The organism is Caballeronia sp. S22 (assembly GCF_964261745.1).
In the GTDB taxonomy this organism is placed as follows: Bacteria; Pseudomonadota; Gammaproteobacteria; order Burkholderiales; family Burkholderiaceae; genus Caballeronia; species Caballeronia jiangsuensis.
This window is the reverse complement of the sequence record NZ_OZ180038.1, coordinates 518,900-542,579: the sequence shown is the minus strand read 5'-3', so window position 1 is coordinate 542,579 and position 23,680 is coordinate 518,900. Positions and strand designations below refer to the sequence as shown.

The following is a 23,680-nucleotide window of genomic DNA, read 5'->3' as shown; positions in this document are numbered from 1 at the left end:
CATTAACGCGCCGTCAATGCTCTTCGACTCGCCGGGCGCATCGAATCACTCGTGCACGGGGTGATGTGCGAGAGGGTTTACATGTAGAAAAGCGCGTTGAGCCAGAACATCGCTTCAGGTACGCCGTCGTTTCGTTCGAGCAGCATCAGCGCGAATGTCCCGTTGCTCAGCACCCAGCATAGCCAGGTCAGAAGGCTATGACTTCGCGCGTCGGTCGGCGCGCAGACGAGTCTGACGATCGTGGGAACGTAGGTCAGCACGCGAGCGCCGTTCCAGAAAAGGAACATGCCCGTCAGGATGTTCATGTAAAGATCGTGACCCATCGCGCTCACCCGGAACGACAGACTCATCCGGAAGAACGAATCAGCACGCGCGGATTGAACGGGGCTGCGACCGCCCAGCTTCCGAATGCATGCGTCGCGCGCAATCGCGTGCCGACCTTTCCCGCGCCTTCCCGCGAGATTTCAGCAGCGTTCCAGATCCCTCGAAAAGCTGGCCATTTGCAAGGCTGATCGGCCACGCTCGCGTTGGTCGCGGCAAAGCCACGAATAGTCGCCTCTTTGGCGTTCTTCTCGGGCTTTTGTCCGCGCCGGCCATCGATACACTTTCCGACGTAATTTCGAACTCAAAGCAAAAACAAGGAACGGCGATGGCCGACGCTGTGGATCATTACTTCGTGGGCCTCACGGAGCAGGCCTCGGCCGGCGGGCTTGCGCGTCTGCGCGGTCATGGCGCGACGACGATTCCGGCATCGGGCGTGTATCCGGTCGGTGCGCGCTTCAAGGCGTTCGTGCATCCGCTCGTGACGTTGCTGAGCGACGACGAGCGCGTGCGGGACATCGTGCTGCGTCCCGTGCTCGGGCGTTATGGATCGAGCCAGGAACTGTCGGTCGGTCTCGAAGTGAAGGCGTCGGTCGGCTTCGATGCGGCCGCGCTCGCCGCCGCCGTGTTTTCGCTCGCCGATGCCGCCGCGCAGACCGATGCCTTCGTCGGCCGCCTGCTGCCGCCCGGCGAATGGACCGACAACGCGCGGCCCGGTCTCACCGTGATGTTCCGCGAGCCGCGGCGCATCGCGGATACGGTCGAACTGGTGCGCCAGATCGTCGAGTTTCCCGGCGAAGGCTGGGCTATCGACGGCTTCACGATGATCCCGTCGGTGCACAGCCGGATCGGCATCGTGCAGGGGCTGCGCTATATCTTTCTTCCCGAGATCAGCATTCGCTGGGACGTCGATTTGCGTGAACGCCTCGGTTCGGACGAGCACGAGATCGACGTGATCCTGCTCGATCAGGCGACGCGCATCGGACGGCTGTGCAAGGAGCTGCAGCAGAACCCGACGATCTCCGCCGCGTGGCTGAGCTGGTTCGACATCATGGTCGCGGGCATCGAGGATTACCGCGAGGTCATCGGCGTATTGAAGGCGGAGCAGGGCGCGCGCATCGTCGATCCGAAATCGATGACCCGCATGGTCTTCTCCGAAATCCTTCAGTTGACGAGTTCCGGCGTGCTGCAAAAGCGCCTTGAACAGCTCGGCTACGCCGGCACGCGCGAGGCACGCGCGGGCAGCGTCGCGGCCTGAGCGGGTGATTCGACATGACCACAATCCGCATCAACGTTAAACGAAAGAGCGTATGTCCGATCTGACGGCGGCCCTGTTCGCCCGCTACAACCGTGTGATGCGCATCGCGTTCGTGGGCGTGCTCATCGTCGCGTGCGCGCTCGTTTATCTGCAATACACGATGACGCTCGCGGCGCAAACGTCGAGCGTCAGTCAGCGCATGCAGGAACAGGCGATCGCGCTCGATGCGCTCGTGCGAAGCAGCACCGACGCCGTCAACTCGATGCGCATTCAGGGCGAGACATGGTTGCGCCTGCATCCGCAAGGCGCGGCCGATTCGCCGTTGCTCGCCGCGCTGCGGCCCGGCAAGGAGCCGGACAGCATCCAGCTCGACGCGTTGCCTGCACCGTGGACCGCCGCCGATGCCGGCAATCTCACGGGCCTCGTCGGTCCGCGCACGCCCGCGCTCGATCGCGAGCTCGAGATGGCGCTGAGCCTGAACGGCACGTTCAAGACGATCATGGCCAACCTGCCGGGCGCGACGTGGGTCTACTACACGTCCGCGCGACGCTTCATCAATATCTATCCGTGGGTCGCGTCGAAAGACTTCTTCTACGCGGACTCGCTCAAGCAAAAGGAATTTTTCACGGAAGTGCAAACGGCCGCCGATCCCGATCGCGCCGTCGTGTGGACGCCCGTTTATGTCGATGAAGCGGGCAAGGGCGTGATGGTCACCGCATCGGCGGGCGTGTCCGATGCGGGCCAGTTTCGCGGCTCGGTGTCGCTCGACCTGACGCTCGGCTGGCTCAACCAGTTCGTGCGCACCTGGCCGCCGGGACTGGGCCGCATGTTCATCGTCAATGATCGCGGGCAGTTGCTCGCGGACCCGGAACTGGTGCGCGACGGCGCACAGCAGGTGCGATCGGCTAACGAAGCCTTCCCGCCCTCATTGCGTAGCGACCTGCAAAGCGTGCTGAACGATGCGGACGGGCGTCTTTCGATTCGCGACGGCTATTACATCGAAGCGGTCGGCATCCGACATGCGCCGTTTCGACTCGTGCTGCTGCTGCCGCGCTGGAACCTTCAGCGCGTGGCGCTGGAGACCGGCGTGCCGAGCGTGCTGGTGCTCGTGCTGAGCCTGACGCTGATGCTCATGATCGCGAGCCGGATGACGTACCGGGATGCGATCGTGCCCGCGCAGAAGCTGGTGCGTTATATCCAGGACGAAGACCGCGGCTCCGTCAAGTCGATTCCGGATATTCCGCAGGCATGGCGTCCGTGGTTCCTCACGATCCAGAACGTGTTCAACGCGCATACGAAGCTCGTATCGATCCAGCAGGAACTCGACGTCGCGCGCCGCATGCAGCAGTCGATCGTGCCGACGCGCTTTCCATCGCGGCCCGACTTGCAGATGTTCGCGCGCATGATTCCCGCGCGGGAAGTCGGCGGCGACTTCTACGATTACTTCTGGCTGTCCGATCAGAAGATCGGCATGGTGATCGCCGATGTGTCGGGCAAGGGCGTGCCCGCCGCATTGTTCATGGCGGTGGCGCGCACGCTGCTGCGCGCGATCGCGCCGAGCGCCGCGAGCCCGGGCGCGTGTCTCGCGCTCGCCAACGATCTGCTAGCGCAGGACAATGAAGCCACGATGTTCGTGACGCTCTTCTACGGCATCCTCGATACGGCGACAGGCGAACTCGAATACGCGAACGGCGGACATAACCCGCCTTATCTGATCGGTCCGGACGGCGAGGTGTCGCAATTGCCGGGCACGGGCGGCATGGCGCTGGGCGTCATCGAAGGCACGCCGTTCAAGGAAGGGCGCGCGCATCTCGAAGCCGGTTCGACGCTGCTGCTCTATACCGACGGCGTCACCGAGGCGTTCAATCCCGCCGACGAGGAATACGGCGAACTGCGCCTCGCGCGGCATCTCGCCGGGTCCAACGGTGCGGATGTCGAAGTGCTGCTCAAGCGTCTCTTCGACAGCGTCAATCAGTTCGCCGATGGCGCGCCGCAATCCGACGACATCACCTGCCTTGCGGTTCACTACGGGGCTTCCGGGTCGAAGACAGCATGAACGCGACCGACACGCTCGACACGCAACTGGATCCGAAAGCGCCCGACATCGATGCGCTGGTGAATCGCTTGCAGACGCTCTTCGATGCGCGCGGCCTGCCGCCCGCGCTCTTTCAGAGCTTCGCGATGGCCTTCGACGAAGTCATCTCGAACATCGCGGCATACGGTTCGGCGCACGGCGCGATCCGCGTTCACGTGACGATCGGCGCGGACGAAGTGCATGCCGAAGTCATCGACGACGGCGTGGCCTTCGATCCGTTGAAGCTGCCCGATCCCGATGTGACGAGCGAACTCGACGATCGCGCGATCGGCGGGCTCGGCGTCTATCTCGTGCGCAAGATGATGGATCGCGTGGCTTATGAGCGTCGTGAAGAATTGAACTGCCTGAGCTTTCACAAGCGCATCGCCGCGAAGCCGGACGCTTGAGGATCTACCGAGGAAACCGATGAATATCAACGAAACGCATGAAGGCGAAGTACTGGTCATCGCCGTGGATGGACGCATCGACAGCACGACCTCCCGGCAACTCGAAGACGTGCTGCCCGAACGTGTGCAGGCGACGCCGCGCGTGCTGCTCGATATGAGCGACGTGCAATACGTCAGTTCGGCCGGCCTGCGTGTGCTGCTGAAGGCCGCGAAGAGCGCGCGCAGCACGGGGCATGATCTGGTGCTGACGGGACTTTTACCGCAGGTTCATGAAGTGTTTCAGGTGATCGGCTTCGATTCGCTGTTTCGCATTCTTCCGGATCGCGCCGCCGCGATGGCCGCGCTGGCGGCGTGATGATTCGGTGTTGCATTGCGATAAGCTATCCGAAACAATCGGTGATCTCTGTCTGCTATGCCACACAACCTCGCCGGTTCTGGTTTCGTATCGTGTGAGCGCCACCTATTCTGAAGCGTTCCGAAGCCGCGGGAGATGCACATGCCGACGATTGCCTACGATGCAAGACGTGTTGCCCTGTACTCGCCGCAAGACGATGACACGGTCTTCGATGATCGTGCCGAGTACAAGGTTTCGGCGCTCGCCGCGGAATTCGCACGACTCGCCTATGTGCACGCCGAAGACGCCCAACCTCAACTCGACCGGCTACGGCAGGCACTCTCGAAGGTGCGATTCGGCGAACCCAAGCTGTTCGATAACCCGGATACCGACACACAGGGTTTCGGAGCGCTCCGCGAAGCAGACGGTCTGGCCGTCGTGTCGTTTCGCGGAACGGAGCCCGCGGAACTCACGGATATCGCGGTCGATCTCGTAGCGAGCCTGACGCCCTGGAACGAAACCGCAGGGCGGGTTCACGATGGCTTCGCTGCCGCGACGAGAAGTATTCTTCCCGCCGTGCTGCAATGGCTGGATGAGACGAAGAACGCGAGAAAGCGGCTCGTGCTCACGGGCCATAGTCTCGGCGCCGCGATTGCGACGCTGGCCGCGAGCGTATGCCGCCCGGATGAACTCATTACGTTCGGATCGCCGCGAGTCGGGAATGCGGACTTCGCCGCGACGCTGGCCGAGGCCGCCATCACGCGATTCGTCGATTGCTGCGACCTCGTCACCGAATTGCCTCCCGAACTGGGCGGATACATTCATGCGGGACCCATGACGTTCATCGACGCCGACGGCACGCTGCACGCTTCGCCCGAGCCGTCGTTCGTGCAGGCCGACCGCGAGGCGGCGCGCATCGCTTATCTTCGCGAGTATGCGTGGAAGAAGGGCAACGTCATGATCAGGGATCTCGCCGACCATGCGCCGATAAACTACATCCGGAGCCTCATTCCTTGATAAGCCGACGAGCGCCGCAACGCGTCAGGACTTCGGCGCGAGCCAGGAGTCTTCGGCTTCGATGCCGTCCGGCTCATACGTCCACGTGATCTTCTCGTACGTGAACGACACGTCTTCCATGTGGCCCATCTGCTTGTTGTCCGGCGACAGGCAGTTCGGCGTCCACGACTTCATGTTCGTCAGAATCGCATTCGACAGCTTCACGGTGTAGTACTTCTCTTCCGTGCCCTTCGGCGAAATGCGATAGAACTCCAGCGACACGTCCTTCATCTGCTCGCCGGAAGTCAGCGCCTGATACAGCTTCGGCGAGGACTTGTCGATTTCCTTCGTGAGCGTCATCGCCTGGTGCACGCGCTTGCCGGTCGGCAGGCCCGTTTGCGGGCTCTTCGGAATTTCGATGGTGTGATCGACAGCCTGAACGAGGATCTTTCCTTCGTGACCCTGAACCTTGGTCGAGCCTTCGATCTTCCCTTGATTCTGGCCTTCGAGTGAGAGGTAGCACGGCATCGGCATGATTTTTTTCTCCGGTTGTTTGGCGCAGTTCGTTCTGCGCATGGGATGAATTCTCGGCGCGCGCCGTTACGGCCGCGTTTCAGAAAAACGGGCTCAGGTTACAAACGAAACATGAGGCTCACGCCACCTCGTTGAAGCGCCCGAGCGCGGACGCGCGGGTGTCGGTGACGTTGAGAATGTTGAGAAATCCGCTGACTTCGAACACTTCGCGGATCTGGTCGTGCATGCCGCACAGGACGAGCCGTCCCGCGGATTGTTTGAGGCGCTTCGCGGCGATGAGCACGACGCGCAATCCCGCGCTGGAGATATAGCCGAGCGCGCTCAGATCGAACAAGACCTGATTGGTGCCCTGATCGAGACGGCGCTGGATTTCGGCCTCGACCTGCGCCGAGTTCGTGCTGTTCAGCGCGCCTTCGAGGCTCACGATGAGCACGTCGCCCTGGACTTCATACTGGTTTGCCACAATGGTCTCTCACGCAATGGCGATGCCGCTGTCCGCCTGGCTTCAGGAGTTCTCGAAGCATTAACGGCAGAAATCAAAAGAACCTTATGGATCGGTGAAGCGCATTGCCGCATTCCGGCCGCACTAAAAACAGCTTCAAGAATCCGAAAGCGCGGTCGTTAATGCCCTGAGCGACAGGAAGTTCAGCGTAGCACGCAGGCCATGCGCCCAATGCGCGAAAAGAGCCCGGAATCCGGTTCTCTTTGCGGCAATGACCCGCTATACGCCGTGAGATCGTTCCATGTCGCCAGCAGCATGCAATGAATGAGCGGCGACGGCATTCGCGCACGATCGTGCTGACGCTGTTCAAAGCGGCTTGAATATTTCATCAACACTTTTGGTATTGGGTTAGGGGGTAGGCATGGCATCTGACGGTTCAGTCGCTCCTAAGGAGCGGGTCAATATTGTGTATCGTCCGGCCACCGGAGATGCCAAGGCGGAAGTCGAGCTGCCGCTGAAATTGCTCGTGCTCGGCGACTTCACTTTGCGCGACGACGACACGCCGATCGAAGACATGAAGCCGGTCAACGTCGACAAGGACAACTTCAACGAAGTGCTCAAGGGGCAAAAGCTCTCGCTCGATCTCGCGGTGCCGAACCGCCTCGACGCGAACGCCGATCCGGAAGCGCAGATCGCGATGAACCTGAAGTTCGAGTCCGTCGACGATTTCTCGCCGGATGCGATCGTCGAGAAAGTCCCCGAGTTGCGCCAGATGATCGCCTTGCGCGACGCGCTCAAGGCGCTGAAGGGCCCGCTCGGCAACATTCCGGATTTCCGCAAGCGCGTTCAGGAACTGATCGAAGACGAAGGCGTGCGCGCGCGTCTGATGAGCGAACTCGGCATCGAGGAAAAGTGACATGAGCGACATGGAAAAGCAACAGACAGCGACAGCCGCACCCGAATCCGACGCGAGTCTCTCGCTGCTCGACTCGCTGATCGAGTCGGCGCGCATCAAGCCGGGCGACGAAGCCTATTCGATCACGCGTCAGGGCATCCAGGCGTTCATCTCGCAGTTGCTGGAGCCGCAGAACGCAGTCGAGCGCATCACGCAGGCGACGGTCGACAGCATGATCGCCGACCTCGACCAGAAGCTGTGCGCGCAGGTCGATGCGATCCTGCATCACGCCGACTTCCAGAAGATGGAATCGGCATGGCGCTCGCTCAAGTTCCTCGTGGACCGCACGAATTTCCGCGAGAACGTCAAGATTCAGTTGCTGAGCGTAAGCAAGGGCAAGCTGCTCGAAGACTTCGAGGACGCGGCGGACATCACCAAGTCGGGTCTCTACAAGAATCTCTACACGGCTGAATACGGCCAGTTCGGCGGCCAGCCGTTCGGCGCGATCGTCGCGAACTACGAGTTCGGTCCGGGCACGCAGGACGTGAAGCTGCTGCAGAACGTGGCGAGCGTATCGGCGATGAGCCATGCGCCGTTCATCGCCGCAGCGGGTCCGCATTTCTTCGGCGTCGATACCTACGATCAGTTGCCGAACCTGAAGGACCTTTCGTCGATTTTCGAAGGCCCGCAATTCGTCAAGTGGAACGCGTTCCGCGAATCGGAAGACGCGCGTTACGTCGGTCTCACGCTGCCGCACTTCCTGCTGCGCGTGCCGTACGGCGCGGATACCGTGCCGGCCAAGAAGTTCAACTACAAGGAAGACGTGTCGGGCGGCAACAGCCAGTTCCTGTGGGGCAACGCGGCGTTCGCATTCGCTTCGCGCCTGACGTCGAGCTTCGCCGATTACCGCTGGTGCGCCAACGTGATCGGACCGCAGGGCGGCGGCACGGTGGGCGACCTGCCGGTGTACACGTACGAGTCGATGGGCGAGCTGCAGAACAAGATTCCGACCGAGGTGCTCATCTCCGAGCGCCGCGAGTTCGAGCTTGCGGAGCAGGGCTTCATCGCGCTGACGATGCGCAAGAACAGCGACAACGCCGCGTTCTTCTCGGCGAACTCGGCGCAAAAGCCGAAGTTCTTCGGCAACACCAAGGAAGGCAAGGAAGCCGAGCTCAACTACAAGTTGAGCACGCAACTGCCGTACATGTTCGTCGTGAGCCGCCTTGCGCATTACATCAAGGTGATCCAGCGCGAGAACATCGGCACATGGAAAGAGCGCGTCGATCTGGAAAGCGAACTCAACACATGGATTCGCCAGTACGTCGCGGACATGGACAACCCCGCCGAAGGCGTGCGCAGCCGTCGTCCGCTGCGTCAGGCGGAAATCGTCGTGGCCGATGTCGAAGGCGATCCGGGCTGGTATCGCGTGGATTTGAAAGTGCGTCCGCACTTCAAGTACATGGGCGCGTCGTTCACGTTGTCCCTGGTCGGCAAGCTGGACAAGAAGTAAGCGGCGCATCGCCGGAAAGCGCGCCGTGTTTCATCTGTAACGCAACGCGGGAGAACTGAAACCGACCGGTAACGGGCCTCCTGCAACATGTGAAACATGCGCAGCACACAAGAGCTGAGCGAAACGCCGGGGCCGCGAGGGCCCGGCGAAACAACCGAAACCCAAACACAGTTTGCTACCCAACAGGGGAATTATCATGCCGATGCCGTGCTACCTCACTCTCGAAGGCCAGAACCAGGGCAAGATCGAAGGCTCGACCAAGGTTCAGGGTCATGAAGGAAAGATTCTCGTCCAGGCTGTCGATCACACCATCGAAATTCCGAAGAGCCCGCAAACGGGCCTGCCGACCGGCAAGCGCGTCCATCTGCCGATGACGCTCACGAAGGAAATCGACAAGTCGTCGCCGAAGCTGTTCCAGGCGCTGACCTCGGGCGAGCAGATGAAGAACGTCACGCTGGAGTTCTACCGCATCTCGCCGAAGGGCACGGAAGAGAAGTACTACACCGTGAAGCTGTCGAACGCGATTCTGACGAACATGAAGTCGTGGACGCCGAACTGCCTGTCGCCGGAAAACAAGCAGATGGGTCACATGGAAGATATCTCGTTCACGTACGAGAAGATCACGTGGACCTTCGATCCGGACGGCATCGAAGCCGAAGATTCGTGGCTCGCGCCGAAGTCCTGATTCGCCTCTGAGCGGGGGCAATGGTGAGAGAGCGCCGGCTGCTGGAACGGATCGCGAGCTGGAGCGCGGGTGAAGCGCGCACCAACGAGACCCAGGTGGATGTGCTTGTCGATTCCGTGATGGGCCATCTGAGCCGGCTGCTCAACACGCGGCAAGGCAGCGTGCAGATCGATCCGCAATTCGGCGTTCCCGATTTCACGAACCTTGCCGGCACCACCGCGATGGGCTCCACGCGCGAGATCGAAGAGGAGATTCGCCGCATGGTCCTGCGCTACGAGCCCCGCATCAAGTCGCCGCGCGTCACGCTCAATCGCGAGGAAACCGATGTGCTGTCGATCCGCTTCGCGCTCGAAGGTTCGCTCGAAGTGGACGACCGCGAGATTCCGCTGCGCATCTCGACGACCGTGGGCGCGAATGGGCGCGTCAGCATCGACTGATTTCACGCCGTCACTCTCTTTCTTATCCGGATTCAGCCGAGTCGGTCACGCATGTTCAATCGATACTATCAGGATGAGCTGAACAAGCTGAAAGGCCTGGCCGCCGAATTCGCCCGCGCGAATCCGGCGATCGCGCCGATGCTCTCGGGCACGTCCGCCGATCCGGATGTCGAGCGCCTGCTCGAAGGCGTCGCGTTTCTCACGGGCCTCACGCGCCAGAAGCTCGACGACCAGTTTCCCGAGTTCGTTCAGGAACTCACCAATCTGCTGTTTCCGCATTATCTGCGGCCCGTTCCGGCCTCGACGCTGATCGGCTTTGCGGCCAAAGGTCCGCGCACGCAGGCGTCGCGCGTGGCAGCGGGCACCGAGCTCGCGTCCGTCCCGGTGGATGGCACGTCGTGCCGCTTTCGCACCGCCTGGGATCTCGATGTCGAGCCGTTGCGCATCGCAGAAGTCAATCTGCTGAGCCACGCGGGCGCGGCGCCCGTGCTGATGATCGACTTCGAAATGGACGGCGGCGCGAGCATCGCGCAATGGAACGGCGATTCGATTCGTCTCTTCCTGAACGGCGGCCATGTCGATGCTTCGAAGCTGCTCTTGCTGTTGATGAACCACGTCACGGACGTGCGCATCGCAAGCGGCGGCGAGCGCCTTTCGCTCGGCGCGAAAAGCCTGCGCACGAGCGGCTTCGACGCGGGCTTGCTGACTTATCCGGGCCACGCGTCGAGCGGCTATCGCACGATCCAGGAATTCTTCGCGCAGCCGGAAAAGTTTCTCTTCATCGACATCACGGGCATCAGGCGCTGGACCGCGAACGCGAACGGCACGAGCTTCAGCATCGTGATGACGCTCGATGCACTGCACGACTGGATGCCCGAGATCGACGCCGAAAGCTTCATGCTCAACGTGGTCCCGGCGATCAACGTGTTCGCGCATGTCGCGGACCCGATCACGCACGATCACCGGGCGACGGAATATCGCGTGATTCCCGAAGGCCGCGATCGCCGTCACTATCAGGTGTATTCGGTCGATCAGGTGCTGGGCTATCAGCAGGGCCGCGCGCAGGAGCGCGTGTATCAGCCGTTCAGCATGTTTCGTCACGACGGGCGCGGCGCGCAATTGAGCTACCGCACGACGCTGAAAAGCGCGAACGTCGAGCGCGGCAGCGACGTGTATCTGTCGCTCAACTATCCGCCGTCGGAGACGCCGCTGCCGGAGACGCTGTCGATCCGCGTCACCTGCACGAACCGCGCGTTGCCGGAAGGCCTGAAGCCGGGCGATATCAACGTGCCGACCAGCTCGTCGCCCGATCAGATGAGCTTCACCAATATCCGCGCGATCACGCCCGCGCAGGACCCGCCCGCGGGCGAGGAACTGCTGTGGTGCCTGCTGTCGCACGTGTCGCTGAATCTGCTGTCGCTCGCCAGCGCCGACAACCTGCGCAAGCTGCTCGGCCTTTACGTGTTCGCCGGGCGGCAGGGCCAGGAGCTGTCGAACCGGCGTCGCATCGAAGGCATCGTCGATGTGACGGTCACGCGCGAGACGCGGCTCGTCGGCCGTGGCGGCATGCAGCGCGGCCAGTTGATCCGCATCCGTTGCCGTGAGGACCATTACGCCGGGATCGGCGATCTGTATCTGTTCGGTTGCATGCTCGAGCGATTTCTCGGCGACTACGCCGGCATCAATTCCTATACGCGCGTCGAGCTCGAAGACACGCTCTCAGGGAAAGTTTTCAAATGGCCGCCGAGACTCGGACAACAACCGATGCTGTGAAGGCGCTGCTTCTCACCAACGGCGAGAAGTATTCCTACTTCCAGGCGATCCGGCTGCTGCGGCTCTACGACCGTCACACGGGCCTGAATCAGGAGAACCTGCGGGTGCGGCCGCGCCTCGGGCTCGGCTTTCCCGAGAACGATATCGACCGCATCGAGGCGATGCCCGAAGGCGGCTATCGCATCACGGCGAACTTCTTCGGCTTGTACGGCGTGGCATCGCCGCTGCCGACGTATTACACCGAAGACCTCTTCGAAGAAGAGCGCGAAGGGCATCACGTCACGCGCGATTTCCTCGATATCGTGCATCACGCGTTGTATCCGCTGCTCTTCGACGGATGGGCGAAGTATCGCGTCGAGCAGCGCATCGTCGAGGATCGGCACGAGGCGTCGCTCAATCAGTTGTACGCGTTCGTCGGTCTGCACGATCCCGATCTGCGCGTCGATCTGTTGCCGGGCAGCGCCGAACTGCTGCGTTACGCGGGCCTGTTCAACCAGCGGCCGCGCTCGGCGCTCGGCCTGAAAACCCTGCTCGCCGATGCCTTCGCCCCCGCCGATGTGAACGTGGTGTGCGGCGTGCTGCGCGTGGTGCCGATTCCCGCCGATCAGCGCTGGCAACTCGGACGGCAGCAAAGCTGTCTGGGCGAGGACGCATGGCTCGGCTCGGAGATCGACGATTACGAAAGCGCGATCCGCATCGAATTCGCGAACGTGCCGCAAGCGCTTTTCCAACAGATGCTGCCGGGCGGGACCGCCCATGCGCGCCTGCGCTTTTTTACGCGTTTCTATCTGACCGATCCGCTCGACGTCGAAGTCGGGCTGCAACTGCGCCATGACGAAGCAGGCGCGGCGCGCACGGGTCGCGGCGCGTGGTCGCGGCTCGGTTTCGATACATGGCTCAACCCCGGCGAGGCGAAGCTGCCGACGCGGGTTCATTACGCTCTTTAAACCCACTGCTGGCCGTTGCTGGAAAGACTAAGAGGAAAACTAACATGCTGCTGGTCGAACTGAAGCCCCTGGTGGGCCGCCTCAACGGCTTTTGCAAACAGGCGCTCGAAGATGGCGTCGGGCTGTGCGTGTCGCGCGGTCATTACGAGATCACGGTCGAGCATCTGCTCGTCAAACTGTTCGACGATCAACAGGCCGATATCGCGCTCCTGCTGCGCCAGCACGACGTCGAGGCGGCGCTGGTGCAACGCTCGATCAACCTGTCGCTCGAACAGATGAGGACGGGCAACGCGGGGCGTCCCGCGTTCTCGCCGCTGCTGCTCGAATTGCTTCAGGACGCGTGGCTGATCGCATCGGTGGACCTGCAGGAGCCGCGCATCCGCTCGGGCGCGGTGCTGCTCGCGTTCCTCGCGCGCCCGACCTATTACGCGACCGGCGACTATGCTCCGCCGTTGCGCGCGCTGAATCGCGAAACGCTGATCCGTTCGTTCGATGCGGTGTGCGGCGGTTCCGTCGAAGCGGGCACGCGCGAGGCGCTCGGTGACAGCGCGAGCGATGCGTCCGCGCCCGCCGGCGGCGACGGCAGCGCGATCGCGCGCTTCTGCGAAAACTTCACCGAGAAGGCGCGCGCGGGCAAGCTCGATCCGGTGTTCGGCCGCGATGCCGAGATTCGCCAGATGGTCGATATCCTCGCGCGACGCCGCAAGAACAACCCGATTTGCGTCGGCGATCCGGGCGTCGGCAAGACGGCGGTCGTCGAAGGGCTGGCGCTGCGCGTGGTCGAAGGCGACGTGCCCGATTCGCTGAAGGACGTGACGATCCTCGGTCTCGACATGGGCCTGCTGCAAGCGGGCGCGAGCGTGAAGGGCGAGTTCGAGAATCGCCTGAAGGGTGTCATCACCGAAGTGAAGGCGTCGGCGAAACCGATCATTCTCTTCATCGACGAAGCGCACACGCTGATCGGCGCGGGCGGTCAGGCGGGCACTTCGGACGCGGCCAATCTGCTGAAACCGGCGCTCGCGCGCGGCGAGCTGCGCACGATCGCCGCGACGACGTGGGCCGAATACAAGAAGTACTTCGAAAAGGACGCGGCGCTCGCGCGGCGCTTCCAGCTCGTCAAGCTCGACGAACCCGATCTCGATACCGCCGTGCTGATCCTGCGCGGCCTGAAGGAGAAGTACGAGGACGTGCACAAGGTCGTGCTGCGCGACGATGCGATCGTCGCGGCGGCCGAGTTGTCGAGCCGCTACATCATGGGCCGCCAGTTGCCGGACAAGGCCGTCGATCTGCTCGACACCGCCTGCGCGCGCGTGAAGGTGCTGCAAAGCGCGAAGCCCGACGTGCTGGAGAACATGGAGCGCCGCATCCAGGCATTGCAGCGCGAGAAGAACGGACTCGAGCGCGATGCGGACAACCAGCAGCCCGTCGACCTCGCGCGTCTTCGCGAGATCGACGAGGAATTGCCGAAGCTCGGCGCGCAAGCCGAAGAACTCCGCGCCTTCTGGCAACGCCAACGCGACGCCGCCCGCGCGCTGCTCGATGCGCGCGCGGCGCGTCACGACGCGAAGGCTGCCGGCGCGCCCGCCGACACGCTGGAGGCGCTGTCGCGCGACATCGCTTCGGCCGCCGACGCGTTCAAGGCGGCGCAGGGCGATCAGCCGCTGGTTCATATCGACGTCGATCCGGACGTGGTCGCGCGCGTGATCTCGGACTGGACCGGCATTCCGGCGGGCAAGATGCTGCGCGATCAGGCGCAGAGCGTGATGCGCATGGCCGACACGCTGAAGGCGCGCATCCGCGGCCAGGATCACGCGATGGAGCAGATCGCCGAAGTGCTGAAGACCGCCAAGTCGGGCCTGAAGGACCCGGATCAGCCGATGGGCGTGTTCCTGCTCGCGGGTCCGTCGGGAGTCGGCAAGACGGAGACGGCGCTGTCGGTGGCGGACATCATGTTCGGCGACGAAAAATCGACCACCGTCATCAACATGAGCGAGTTCCAGGAGAAGCACAACGTGAGCCGGCTGATCGGCTCGCCGCCGGGATATGTCGGTTACGGCGAGGGCGGCGTGCTGACCGAAGCGGTGCGCCAGCGCCCGTATTCGGTCGTGCTGCTCGACGAAGTGGAAAAGGCGCATCTCGACGTGATGAACCTGTTCTATCAGGTGTTCGACAAGGGCATGCTGTCGGACGGCGAGGGCAAGGAGATCGACTTTTCGAACACGGTGATCTTCCTCACGTCGAATCTCGCGACCGATGTCATCACCGAAATGACCGCGGGCGATGACAAGCCCGACGCGGCGACGCTGCTTTCCGCGGTGCGGCCGATCCTGTCGAATCACTTCAAGCCCGCGCTGCTCGCGCGCATGACCGTGATTCCGTACTTCGCGCTCGCCACCGACGCACTCGCGGGCATCGTGCGCCTGAAGCTCGGCAAGATCGTGCGTCGCGTCGCGCATAACAACAAGATGCGTTTCACCTATACCGATGCGGTGGTCGCGCAGATCGCGGCGCGCTGCACGGAAGTCGAAACGGGCGCGCGCAACATCGATTTCATTCTGCGCGGCACGGTGCTGCCGCTGATGTCGCAGGAAATTCTCACGCGCATGGGCGAGGGCGTCGCGCTGCCGGAAGTGGCGCTCGACGTGAACGAGAGCGGCGATTTCGCCGTGACGTTTCCCGGCGCGCCGGCCTGAAGTTTCAAACGTAACGCGGCTGAAATCATGCGGTGACCGAGCGCCGCAAGAATAACGAGCATCACCTGTACGGAGATTCAAACATGAACGCACTGTCCGACCGGATTCTCGCCAACAAGCGCTTCGATTTCACGTCCGAAGCGTTCGGCGCGGACAAGTTCGCGGTCGTCGAAATGGAAGGCTTCGAGGCGATCTCGCAGCCTTTCCGCTTTGTCCTCACGCTGGTATCGGACGATGCATCGATCGATTTCGACACGATGCTGAGCCATCGCGCGTCGTTCGTGATCTACGGCCCGGAAGGCGGCATCCGCGCGCCGTATCACGGCATCCTCGCCGAGTTCGAGCAACTGCATCGCGCGGACGGTTATGTGTTCTATCGCGCCGTGCTGGTGCCGCGCCTGTGGCGGCTGTCGCTCTTTCGCATCTCCGAGGTGTATCTCGACGAACGCCCGATCACCGATACCGTGCGCGGCGTGCTCGAAACCGGCCGCCTGAATTCCGCCGATTATGAATTCCGGCTCACCGGCGACTACCGGCCGCGCACCTTCGTCTGCCAGTATCAGGAGACGTATCTCGACTTCGTGTCGCGCTGGCTGGAGAAGGAGGGCGTGTACTACTACTTCGACCATGCAGGCGGCGCGGACAAGCTCGTCGTGATCGACGACAAGATCATGCACGCGGCGGACACGCTCGCCGTTGCGTATCGTCCGGATGATTCGCTCGACACCGGCCTCGCCGCCGATTCGGTGCGCGACTTCGTGTGCCGGCAAAAACCGCTGCCGCATGAAGTGGTTTTGCAGGACTACAACTATCGCAAGGCCACGGTGCAGTTGAAGGCTCGCGCGACCGTGTCGGATGCGGGTATCGGCGAAGTCATGCTGTACGGCGAGAACTTCCGCGACCAGCAGGAAGGCGACCGCTACGCGAAGCTGCGCGCGCAGGAGCTCGTCTGCGGCGGCAAGGTGTATTCGGGCGAAGGCACCGCGCTCGGCTTGCGCAGCGGCTTCTTCTTCACGCTCGGGTTTCACTATCGCGACGACTTCAACGGCCGCTATCTCGTCACCGAAGTGCATCATCAGGGCTCGCAGGCGGGCGCGCTGCTCAACGGCGTGACGAGCCCGTACAGCGAGGGCGCGCGCGGCGGCGAGATCGTCTACCGCAACAGCTTCCGTGCGATCCCGGCCGCGACGCAGTTCCGCCCCGAGCGCACGACGGCCAAGCCGCGCGTGGCCGGCACGATGAACGCGACCATCGACAGCGAAGGCAGCGGCGAGTACGCCGAGCTCGACGAGTACGGCCAGTACAAGGTGCAACTGCCGTTCGACAAGACCGACAAGAACGCCAACAAGAGTTCCGCGCGGCTGCGCATGGCGTCGCCGTACGCGGGCACGGACCACGGCATGCATTTCCCGCTGCACAAGGATGCGGAAGTGCTGCTGTCCTTCATCGACGGCGATCCGGATCAGCCGGTGATCGTCGGTAGCCTGGCGAATTCGGAGAACAGCAACGTCGTCACGCAGCAGAACGCGCAGGCGAACCGCATCGCGACGGCGGGCGGCAATCAGTTGCACATGACCGACAGCAAGGGCAAGGAAGCCGTGTGGCTGCATTCGCCGTTTCACAACAGCACGATCGGCATCGGCTCGACCGACGTGAACGGCGGCGGCAGCCTGTGGACCAGCACGGCGGGCAGCTCGGAAAGCGTGACGGTCGGCGTCAGCAACTCGCTGTTCGCGGGGACGAAGAATTCGCTCACGTTGTCCTACGAAGGCTCGCTGTCGGCGTCGATGACCACGAAGGCGTCGTTCGGCGCGAACGTGTCGTTCGGTCTCAGCACCAACGTGAGCTGGAACAAGGGCAAGAGCATCACCGTGGACGATTCCGACACGGTTTCGCTCAAGACCTCCGGCAAGCTGCAGGGCGCGGAAACGGTGCTGATCTCGGGCGGCCAGGACCCGATCATCAAGACGACGGTCGATGGCGTGAAGGATTCGATCAAGGGAGCCGTCGCGCTGAGTCTCGCGGTGAACGCGGTGATCGCGGCGGAAGCGGGCCTCGCGATCAGCGCGGCCGACGACGCCGGCGGCGGCTCGGGCAAGGTCGCGCCGTGGACGCCGGGCAGCTACGGCGTCACGGCGGCGCAGACCGCATTGGGCGGCGCGCTCACGTCGATCCTCGCGCACAAGGTGCTGTTCGACGGCGCGAAGGCGATCGCCGCCGCGAGCGAGGCCAAGCCGCTCTACGCCAGCAACATCGAGCTCGGCATTTCGGGCATCAAGGCGACTGTATTGCCGTTGCCCGGCATCGGCTCGACGCTGAACATGTCGCAGTTCGGCAGCGAGCTGTCCGTGGCGAGCGGGCCGGGCGTGTCGTCGAGCGTAGAGGTCGACAGCCTGCAAGTGGTGCTCAAGGCCGGCGGCGCCAATACGACTTGGGTCGATGGCGACGGCGCCGGCACGCGCGCCGCGACCATCAAGATGACGGCGGTGTCGAACCTGACGGCCACTGCCGGCGCGGACCTCGGCCTGAAGGCGACCGGCGCGCTCTCGGCGCAGGCGGCCGGCAACGTATCGATCAAGGGCGCGCAGGTGACCATCGACGGACTGGACAAGGTCGCGGCCATCTCCACGAACGTGAACGTGGAAGCCGCCAACGCATTCAGCGTGACGGCCTCGCAGGTGAAGTTCAACGGCTCGACGGTGAAGTTCAACAGCGCGCTGATCCAGTTGGGATGACGGCATGAAGATCCTCAAGCCCGACAATCTCGCGCTCGTCTATCGCGGCCTGCGGCTCGCGCGGCGCGACGTGCTCTCCATCGGCATGATTGCCGGCTTTCGCTTCGACGACGCCGGTCTCGATGGACTGATGCCCGAACCCGACATGTGGGCCGCTGTCGCCGGCGCGCTCGGCAAGAACGCGATCCTCGACGAAGGCTATCCGAAGCCCGTTGGCGAATATCTCATCCACGGCGCGGCGCATGCGCCGGCGGGCACGCAGGTCGTGCAGCAGCGGGTCAGCGCGCGGATCGGCGCGCTCGGCAAGTCGCTCGTGGTCAGCGGCGAGCGCCGGTTCAACGCGCTCGGCCTGATCTCGGCGACCACGCCTTACGCGCGCATGCCGATCGAACCCGCGACCGCATTCGGCGGCACGGGCTGCGCCGACAATCCGGCCGGCAAGGGTTACGCGGAAATCGACAACGCAGACGGCACGCGCGTCTGGCCGCTGCCGAACGTCGAGAGCGAAACGCGGCGCATCGCGAGCCGTGGCGATCGCGCGGCGCCGGCGGGCTTCTGGGGATTCGGCAGCGACGCGCCGTTGCGCCGGCAGCATCTGGGCGCGTGCGACGAGCGCTGGCTCAAGAGTGAGTGGCCGCATCTGCCGTCGGACACACGGCCCGAGTTCTTTCTGAGCGCGCCGTCCGATCAGCGTCGGCCCGGCTATTTCACCGGCGACGAGCGTTTCGAGATCGTCAACATGCATCCGCGTGCGAGCGTGCTTCAGGGCGTGCTGCCGCGCTTGCGGGCGCGCTGCTTCGTCAACGCGAACGATACGCTGACCGAAGTGGCCGCCCATGCGGAGACGCTCTGGCTCTTTCCCGAGCTGGAATGCGGCGTGGTGCTGTATCGCGCGCTCGCCAATATCGCCGATACCGACGCGAGCCAGGTGACGCACGTGATGGCCGAATGGGAGCGTCAGGGCGATGCGCCGCTGCCGTTCGAGCATTACCGCGATGTGTTCCGCGAGCGGATCGCCGTGGCGGTTCCCGCGCGCGCGGCGGCTGCCGTCGAACCGGCCGAGGCTGCCGCGCCCGTCGCGATGCCCGTCGCGGCCGCACCGCAGGCGGCGGCGATTTCGTTCGACACCTCCGGGCTGTCGGCCGTACAGACGCAGACCGCGGCATTGAACAACGAGAGCCGCGCGCTGATGGCGAAGTTCGGCAAGACCGACGCCGATATCGCGCCGTATCTGAAGGACGCCGCGCCGGAACGCGTGCCGACGCTGGCCGAAGTCAAGGCGAGCGTCGCCGAACTGAACGCGGAAACCCGCGCGCTGATGCAGAAGTACGGCGTGAAAGATACCGACGCGGCGCGCTATCTGAACCAGCCGGAAGCCAACGCCAGCGCTGCCGATCTGCCCGGCCTGCTCGCGCGGCTTCAGGCTGAAACGCAGCAGCGCCTGCGCGACGCCGGGTTGTCGGAGGCGGATGTGCGTCGTCAACTGGCGAGCCGTCCCGAACTGGCCGAAACGCTGCCGCATCTCGCGCCGCCGGGCGTCGTGTCGGCAGCCGATTTCGCCGCGCTCGCCGCGCTGGCCGCGAAGCCGCCCGCGCCCGCCATCGACATGCCCGCCATCGACATGCCCGAGGCCGAAGCGCCCGCCGTCGTCCGATTGACGCGCGAAGACGTGATCGCGCGGCACGCTGCGCGCGCGAGCCTCGCGAATTACGACCTGAGCGGCGTCGATCTCTCGAAGCTCGATCTGTCCGGCGCGGATTTCTCCGGCGCGGTGCTCGACAAGACCTCGTTCGCGGGCAGCCGTCTCGCCGACGCCGATTTCACGCAGGCGCTGCTGCACGGCGCCGACCTGAGCGAAACCGATCTGCAACGCGCGCGATTCACGCAATCGAGCGCGGCGGCGAGCACGTTCGCCAAAGCGGACCTGCGCGGCGCGCAACTCGCCGACGCCGATTTCACGGGCGCGGATTGCTCCGCGTCGAAGTTGAACCAAGCCGATCTGCGCGGCGCGATCTTCGATCTATCGAAGCTTGCCGGGACCGATCTGTCGGCGTGCCGCGCGCAGCACGCGAGCTTCACCGATGCCGACCTGAGCGGCGCGAAGTTCATCGGCGCCGATCTCGTCGCGGCAAGCTTCAGCGGCAGCCGTCTTGCGGGCTGCGATTTCTCGGCATCGGCGTGCCGTCAGGCGGAGTTCTACGGCGCGCAGGCGCAGCAAGCCGTCTTCACCGATGCCGACCTGAGCCAGTCGCGCGCCGACGCGAAGACCTGTTTCGACGACGCACGCTTCACGCGCACGCGCCTTATCCGCGCCGCATGGGACGGCGTGCAGCTTCGCCGCGCGAGCTTCGAGCGCGCCGTCATCGATCACGCCGATCTCGGCAGTGCGCAGGCGCAGGCGGCACGCTTCGGCGCGTCGTCGGCGAAGGGCGCGCGCTTCGACAAGGCCGACCTGAGCGGTGCCGATCTCGATGCCGTCAACCTGTTCGGCGGCTCGCTGCGCAAATCGAACCTCAAGGGCACGCTGCTGCGCCACGCGAATTTGTACGGCGTGGACTTCGACGGCGCGCAGCCGACTCTCGCGAGCCTCGAAGGCTCGAACATCGATCGCACCATTCTTCAATTCAGGCCGCCTGTCATATGAGCACGACGACTCCCGCCACCCGCGCGCGCATGAGCGCCGACGAAGCCCGCGCGACGCTCGCCGCGCAGCGTCTGCTCGCCGACGCCGATCTGTCCGGCGCCGATCTTTCGGGCATCGATCTGTCCGGATGCAGGCTGCAAAACGTCGCGTTCGCGGAAGCCAATCTGACGAACGCCGTGTTCGCCGATGCCGATTTCCAGGACGTGTCGTTCGCGCGCGCAAGGCTCGACGGCCTGCGCGCGCAGCAGACGCGCTTCGAGAACGCCGACTTCAGCGGCGCGAGCGTGCGCGACGCGGATTGCGCGTTCGCCGCGTTCGACCGCTGCGACTTCGGCGGCGCATCGTTCGCGGGCGCGAGCTTCGTGCGCGCCGATGCGCACGGCTGCCGCTACGCCCAAACCGACTTCACCGGCGCGAACCTGCATCGCTTCACCGCGATGGACGCGGACCTCACGAGCGCGCGTCTGACCGGCGCATCGCTTGCGCAAGCGTATCTGCGCGGTGCCGACCTGAGCGGCCAGGATTTGCGCAACTGCGATCTGACGATGACGATCCTCGACGGCGCGTCGCTGCGAAAAGCCGACCTGTCCGGCATCGCGCTCGATCGCACGAGCTTCGTCGGCGCGCAGTTGCAGGACGCGACGCTACGCGGCGTGCGCGCGAGCTTCGCGGCGCTGCTGAACGCCGTTTTCGAACGCGCCGATCTCACCGACGCGGTCTGCGAGATGGTCAACGCGAGCGAGGCGAACTTCGCCGCCGCGCGCGCCGATGCCTCGCGCTGGAATCAGTCGGTGCTGAGCGCGAGCGTGTGGCAGCGGGCATCGCTGAAAGCCGCGCGCTTTGCGTACTGCGATCTCTCGCACGCGGACCTGTCCGGCGCGGATTGCACGCGCGCGGACTTCGGCGGCGCCAATCTGCATGCGCTCGTCGATCAGGGCGCGCAACTGAGCGGCGCGTCGTTCGACGGCGCGCGCCGCACCGATCCCGCGCTCGCGCGCGCCGAGCAATGGCAGCCGCGCGTCTGACATGAACCTCATTCAAGGAAACACGGCCATGAACCGTACGCTCGTCACGATCGCCCGGCCCGGCGACGATCCCGCCGTCCAGCTCACCTACGCGACCGTGACCGGCCGCGCCGACCGCTGGTTTCTGTTCGACGCCGCCGGGCGCGCGCCGCTGCGCGCGTTGCGCGCGGAAAGCTGTCTCGTCGAACCGGAGTGCGGCGACACCGTGCTCGTCGCCGCGAGCGGCGCGAACGCGATTTCGTACGTGCTCGCGGTGCTCGCGCGGGCGCAGCCATCGTGCGCGGCGCTCGTGCTGCCCGGCGATGTCGCGCTGCACACGGATCGCGGCGCGCTGCGCGTGGAAGCCGACAGCGTCGACATGAAAGCCGCGCGCAGCCTGACGATGCAGGCGCCCGAGATCGCGATGACGGGCGTGCGCGGCGAGATCACGTTCCATCGCATGGAGGCGGCGATCCAGCAGTTGCAGGGCCGCTTCGGCGCGGTAAGCACGGTCGCGCAGCAGATCACGAGCACGGTCGGACGCCTGATCCAGCGCGCGCGCGACAGCGTTCGCCGGATCGACAACGCCGACGAGACGCACGCCGGCCGCGTGCGCATGCACGTCGAGGAGCGCATGCACGTTTCCGCCCGCCACGCGACGATTCTGGCCGAAGGCCAGGTGAAGATCGACGCCGACAAGATCGATCTCGGATAGGAGCCGACATGTTCGCAGTCACCAAAGCGGGCGGCCAGTGCATGGCGATGCCCGATGTATGCAAGACGCCCGCGCCTCCCGCGCCGCCGATCCCGATTCCGTATCCGAACATCGGCATGCCGCCGATGGGCAATCCGGCGACCGTCAAGGTGCTCGTCGGCGGCATGCCGGCGCTCACCAAGTCGTCGGAGATTCCGCTGAGCTCGGGCGACGAGGCGGGCGTCGCGGGCGGCGTCGTGTCGGGCAAGATGATGGGCAAGGTCCAGTTCATGATGGGCAGTGTCACGGTGAAATTCGAAGGCTCGCCCGCCGTGCGGCTCAGCGATCCGACCCAGCACAACGAAGGCAACATGGTCGGCGCGGTGCTCGCGCCGAGCCAGTCCGTCGTGATGGTCATGAGTTGAACGAGAGGAAAAAAACCATCATGAAAACCGTCTGGATCACCGCGTTCGACAAGGAAAAGGACGCCGCGCGCGTCGCTGCCGTGTCGCAGTTGCTCAAACGTTACGGCCTCGCGACGCAAGGCCACTTCTGGGTCGATGAACCCGCGAAGCTCGCATGGCGCGCCGGCCTCGACGCGCTGAACGCCGCACGCGCCGATCTCTGGCTGATCCTCGCCGACGATGCCGTGCTCGCGAAGCCGTCGATCCGCTACGGCCTGTCGGTGTTCGCCGCGAGTCTGCGCGAAGCGCGCGGGCCTGGCTTTCCGATGGTGCTGTCGGGCGCGGCGGGCATCGAGAGCATGCCGGCGCTGCTCGGCGGCGCGACCGTGCTGGTCGAGAACCATCCGTCATGGCCGGCGAAGATCGTCGCGCGCGCGAACCTCGCGAAGGCGGGCGAGCCGCAGGATCACCGCTTCGAGGTGGTCGGCGAGGAGCAACTCGGGCAATGGTTCGCCATCGGGCCGCGCGAGGGCGAATGGCAGGGCGTCGTGTTCGGCGTTCATGGCGGCGGCGCGACGATCGATTTTCAGGCGGTCGGCCCGCGCGGCAAGCTGCCGGAGAAAACCGTGCTGGAGTTCGCGCAGGAAGGGCTGACGCTGCAGGTCGGCGAGCGCGAATTCACGGCGTGGGCGGTGCGCAACCGCCTCGGCGCAGACGATGTCTATTACGCCCGCGTGAAGGGCACGCCCGAATCGATCCTCTTCATGCCGTACACCGAAGACAGCGAAGTCAGCGCGACGATCCTGCCGCTCGTCTGACGCCGTTTTCCCGGCAGCCTTCGAATAAGGCCGGAAAACCGCCTTTTTTCGCCGCATGAGCGCGACGCAATATCC

The 23,680-nt window shown here is 64.3% G+C and carries 21 protein-coding genes; 18 read left to right on the top strand and 3 right to left on the bottom strand.

The annotated features are described in order from the left end of the window. Nucleotides 1–77: 77 nt before the first annotated feature. A complete protein-coding gene (locus ACEN42_RS29125) occupies nucleotides 78–323 on the bottom strand; it encodes a hypothetical protein (protein WP_374191222.1) in 246 nt (81 codons plus the stop codon). Nucleotides 324–649: 326 nt separating this feature from the next. Here ACEN42_RS29125 and ACEN42_RS29120 point away from each other — a divergent pair, with 326 nt between their 5' ends. The 5 genes from ACEN42_RS29120 (at nucleotide 650) to ACEN42_RS29100 (ending at nucleotide 5,411) form a co-directional block, all read left to right on the top strand. Further along, the gene (locus ACEN42_RS29120; protein ID WP_371883924.1) at nucleotides 650–1,579 is read left to right on the top strand and encodes a hypothetical protein; all 930 of its coding nucleotides are present in this window, start codon (nucleotides 650–652) and stop codon (nucleotides 1,577–1,579) included. A gap of 52 nt (nucleotides 1,580–1,631) precedes the next feature. Further along, entirely contained in the window at nucleotides 1,632–3,635 is a 2,004-nt protein-coding gene (locus tag ACEN42_RS29115) for a SpoIIE family protein phosphatase (RefSeq protein WP_371883923.1), read from the top strand. Then, nucleotides 3,632–4,060, top strand: coding sequence for an ATP-binding protein (locus ACEN42_RS29110; protein ID WP_371883922.1), 429 nt, complete (start codon nucleotides 3,632–3,634; stop codon nucleotides 4,058–4,060). The genes ACEN42_RS29115 and ACEN42_RS29110 overlap by 4 nt, the downstream gene beginning before the upstream one ends. Nucleotides 4,061–4,079: 19 nt before the next feature. Next, the gene (locus ACEN42_RS29105; RefSeq protein ID WP_238211029.1) at nucleotides 4,080–4,415 is read left to right on the top strand and encodes an STAS domain-containing protein; all 336 of its coding nucleotides are present in this window, start codon (nucleotides 4,080–4,082) and stop codon (nucleotides 4,413–4,415) included. A 141-nt stretch (nucleotides 4,416–4,556) separates the two neighbouring features. Continuing rightward, a complete protein-coding gene (locus ACEN42_RS29100; protein WP_371883921.1) occupies nucleotides 4,557–5,411 on the top strand; it encodes a lipase family protein in 855 nt (284 codons plus the stop codon). Nucleotides 5,412–5,435: 24 nt separating this feature from the next. On the opposite strand, the gene ACEN42_RS29095 is transcribed toward ACEN42_RS29100, so the two are convergent. Both ACEN42_RS29095 and ACEN42_RS29090 read right to left on the bottom strand, forming a co-directional pair. Further along, the gene (locus tag ACEN42_RS29095; RefSeq protein WP_035501372.1) at nucleotides 5,436–5,924 is read right to left on the bottom strand and encodes an Hcp family type VI secretion system effector; all 489 of its coding nucleotides are present in this window, start codon (nucleotides 5,922–5,924) and stop codon (nucleotides 5,436–5,438) included. A 118-nt stretch (nucleotides 5,925–6,042) separates the two neighbouring features. Further along, complete coding sequence (locus ACEN42_RS29090) at nucleotides 6,043–6,387, bottom strand: STAS domain-containing protein (protein ID WP_035501261.1); 345 nt, start codon at nucleotides 6,385–6,387, stop codon at nucleotides 6,043–6,045. 400 nt (nucleotides 6,388–6,787) lie between these two features. Between ACEN42_RS29090 and tssB the strand changes: the two genes are divergently transcribed. The 13 genes from tssB to ACEN42_RS29025 all read left to right on the top strand — a co-directional run bounded on the left by tssB (nucleotide 6,788) and on the right by ACEN42_RS29025 (nucleotide 23,605). After that, nucleotides 6,788–7,282 carry a type VI secretion system contractile sheath small subunit gene (gene tssB, locus ACEN42_RS29085; protein WP_035501262.1) on the top strand — a complete coding sequence of 165 codons (495 nt, stop codon included), beginning with the start codon at nucleotides 6,788–6,790 and terminating at the stop codon, nucleotides 7,280–7,282. A 1-nt stretch (nucleotide 7,283) separates the two neighbouring features. Continuing rightward, nucleotides 7,284–8,771 carry a type VI secretion system contractile sheath large subunit gene (tssC, locus tag ACEN42_RS29080; protein ID WP_035501264.1) on the top strand — a complete coding sequence of 496 codons (1,488 nt, stop codon included), beginning with the start codon at nucleotides 7,284–7,286 and terminating at the stop codon, nucleotides 8,769–8,771. A 196-nt stretch (nucleotides 8,772–8,967) separates the two neighbouring features. Further along, nucleotides 8,968–9,456, top strand: a complete 489-nt coding sequence (locus tag ACEN42_RS29075) for an Hcp family type VI secretion system effector (protein ID WP_014192977.1) — start codon at nucleotides 8,968–8,970, stop codon at nucleotides 9,454–9,456. Between the two features lie 20 nt (nucleotides 9,457–9,476). Next, nucleotides 9,477–9,893: a type VI secretion system baseplate subunit TssE gene (gene tssE / locus ACEN42_RS29070; RefSeq protein ID WP_051626816.1), complete on the top strand. Its 417-nt coding sequence runs from the start codon at nucleotides 9,477–9,479 to the stop codon at nucleotides 9,891–9,893. A 51-nt stretch (nucleotides 9,894–9,944) separates the two neighbouring features. Beyond that, a complete protein-coding gene (gene tssF / locus ACEN42_RS29065) occupies nucleotides 9,945–11,666 on the top strand; it encodes a type VI secretion system baseplate subunit TssF (protein ID WP_035501267.1) in 1,722 nt (573 codons plus the stop codon). Further along, the gene (gene tssG / locus ACEN42_RS29060) at nucleotides 11,630–12,613 is read left to right on the top strand and encodes a type VI secretion system baseplate subunit TssG (protein WP_371883920.1); all 984 of its coding nucleotides are present in this window, start codon (nucleotides 11,630–11,632) and stop codon (nucleotides 12,611–12,613) included. Before tssF ends, tssG begins: the two co-directional genes overlap by 37 nt. Then, nucleotides 12,559–15,306, top strand: a complete 2,748-nt coding sequence (gene tssH, locus ACEN42_RS29055; protein WP_371883919.1) for a type VI secretion system ATPase TssH — start codon at nucleotides 12,559–12,561, stop codon at nucleotides 15,304–15,306. Before tssG ends, tssH begins: the two co-directional genes overlap by 55 nt. Before the next feature lie 83 nt (nucleotides 15,307–15,389). Then, on the top strand, nucleotides 15,390–18,041 hold the full coding sequence (locus tag ACEN42_RS29050) for a type VI secretion system Vgr family protein (protein WP_371883918.1): 2,652 nt from the start codon (nucleotides 15,390–15,392) through the stop codon (nucleotides 18,039–18,041). Nucleotides 18,042–18,045: 4 nt separating this feature from the next. Then, entirely contained in the window at nucleotides 18,046–20,685 is a 2,640-nt protein-coding gene (locus tag ACEN42_RS29045; RefSeq protein WP_371883917.1) for a DUF2169 domain-containing protein, read from the top strand. After that, nucleotides 20,682–21,710 carry a pentapeptide repeat-containing protein gene (locus tag ACEN42_RS29040; RefSeq protein ID WP_371883916.1) on the top strand — a complete coding sequence of 343 codons (1,029 nt, stop codon included), beginning with the start codon at nucleotides 20,682–20,684 and terminating at the stop codon, nucleotides 21,708–21,710. The genes ACEN42_RS29045 and ACEN42_RS29040 overlap by 4 nt, the downstream gene beginning before the upstream one ends. 28 nt (nucleotides 21,711–21,738) lie before the next feature. Next, nucleotides 21,739–22,404 carry a DUF3540 domain-containing protein gene (locus tag ACEN42_RS29035; RefSeq protein WP_371883915.1) on the top strand — a complete coding sequence of 222 codons (666 nt, stop codon included), beginning with the start codon at nucleotides 21,739–21,741 and terminating at the stop codon, nucleotides 22,402–22,404. Nucleotides 22,405–22,412: 8 nt separating this feature from the next. Further along, nucleotides 22,413–22,808, top strand: coding sequence for a DUF4150 domain-containing protein (locus tag ACEN42_RS29030; protein ID WP_035501275.1), 396 nt, complete (start codon nucleotides 22,413–22,415; stop codon nucleotides 22,806–22,808). Nucleotides 22,809–22,828: 20 nt separating this feature from the next. Next, nucleotides 22,829–23,605, top strand: coding sequence for a hypothetical protein (locus ACEN42_RS29025; protein WP_371883914.1), 777 nt, complete (start codon nucleotides 22,829–22,831; stop codon nucleotides 23,603–23,605). Nucleotides 23,606–23,680: the final 75 nt, after the last annotated feature.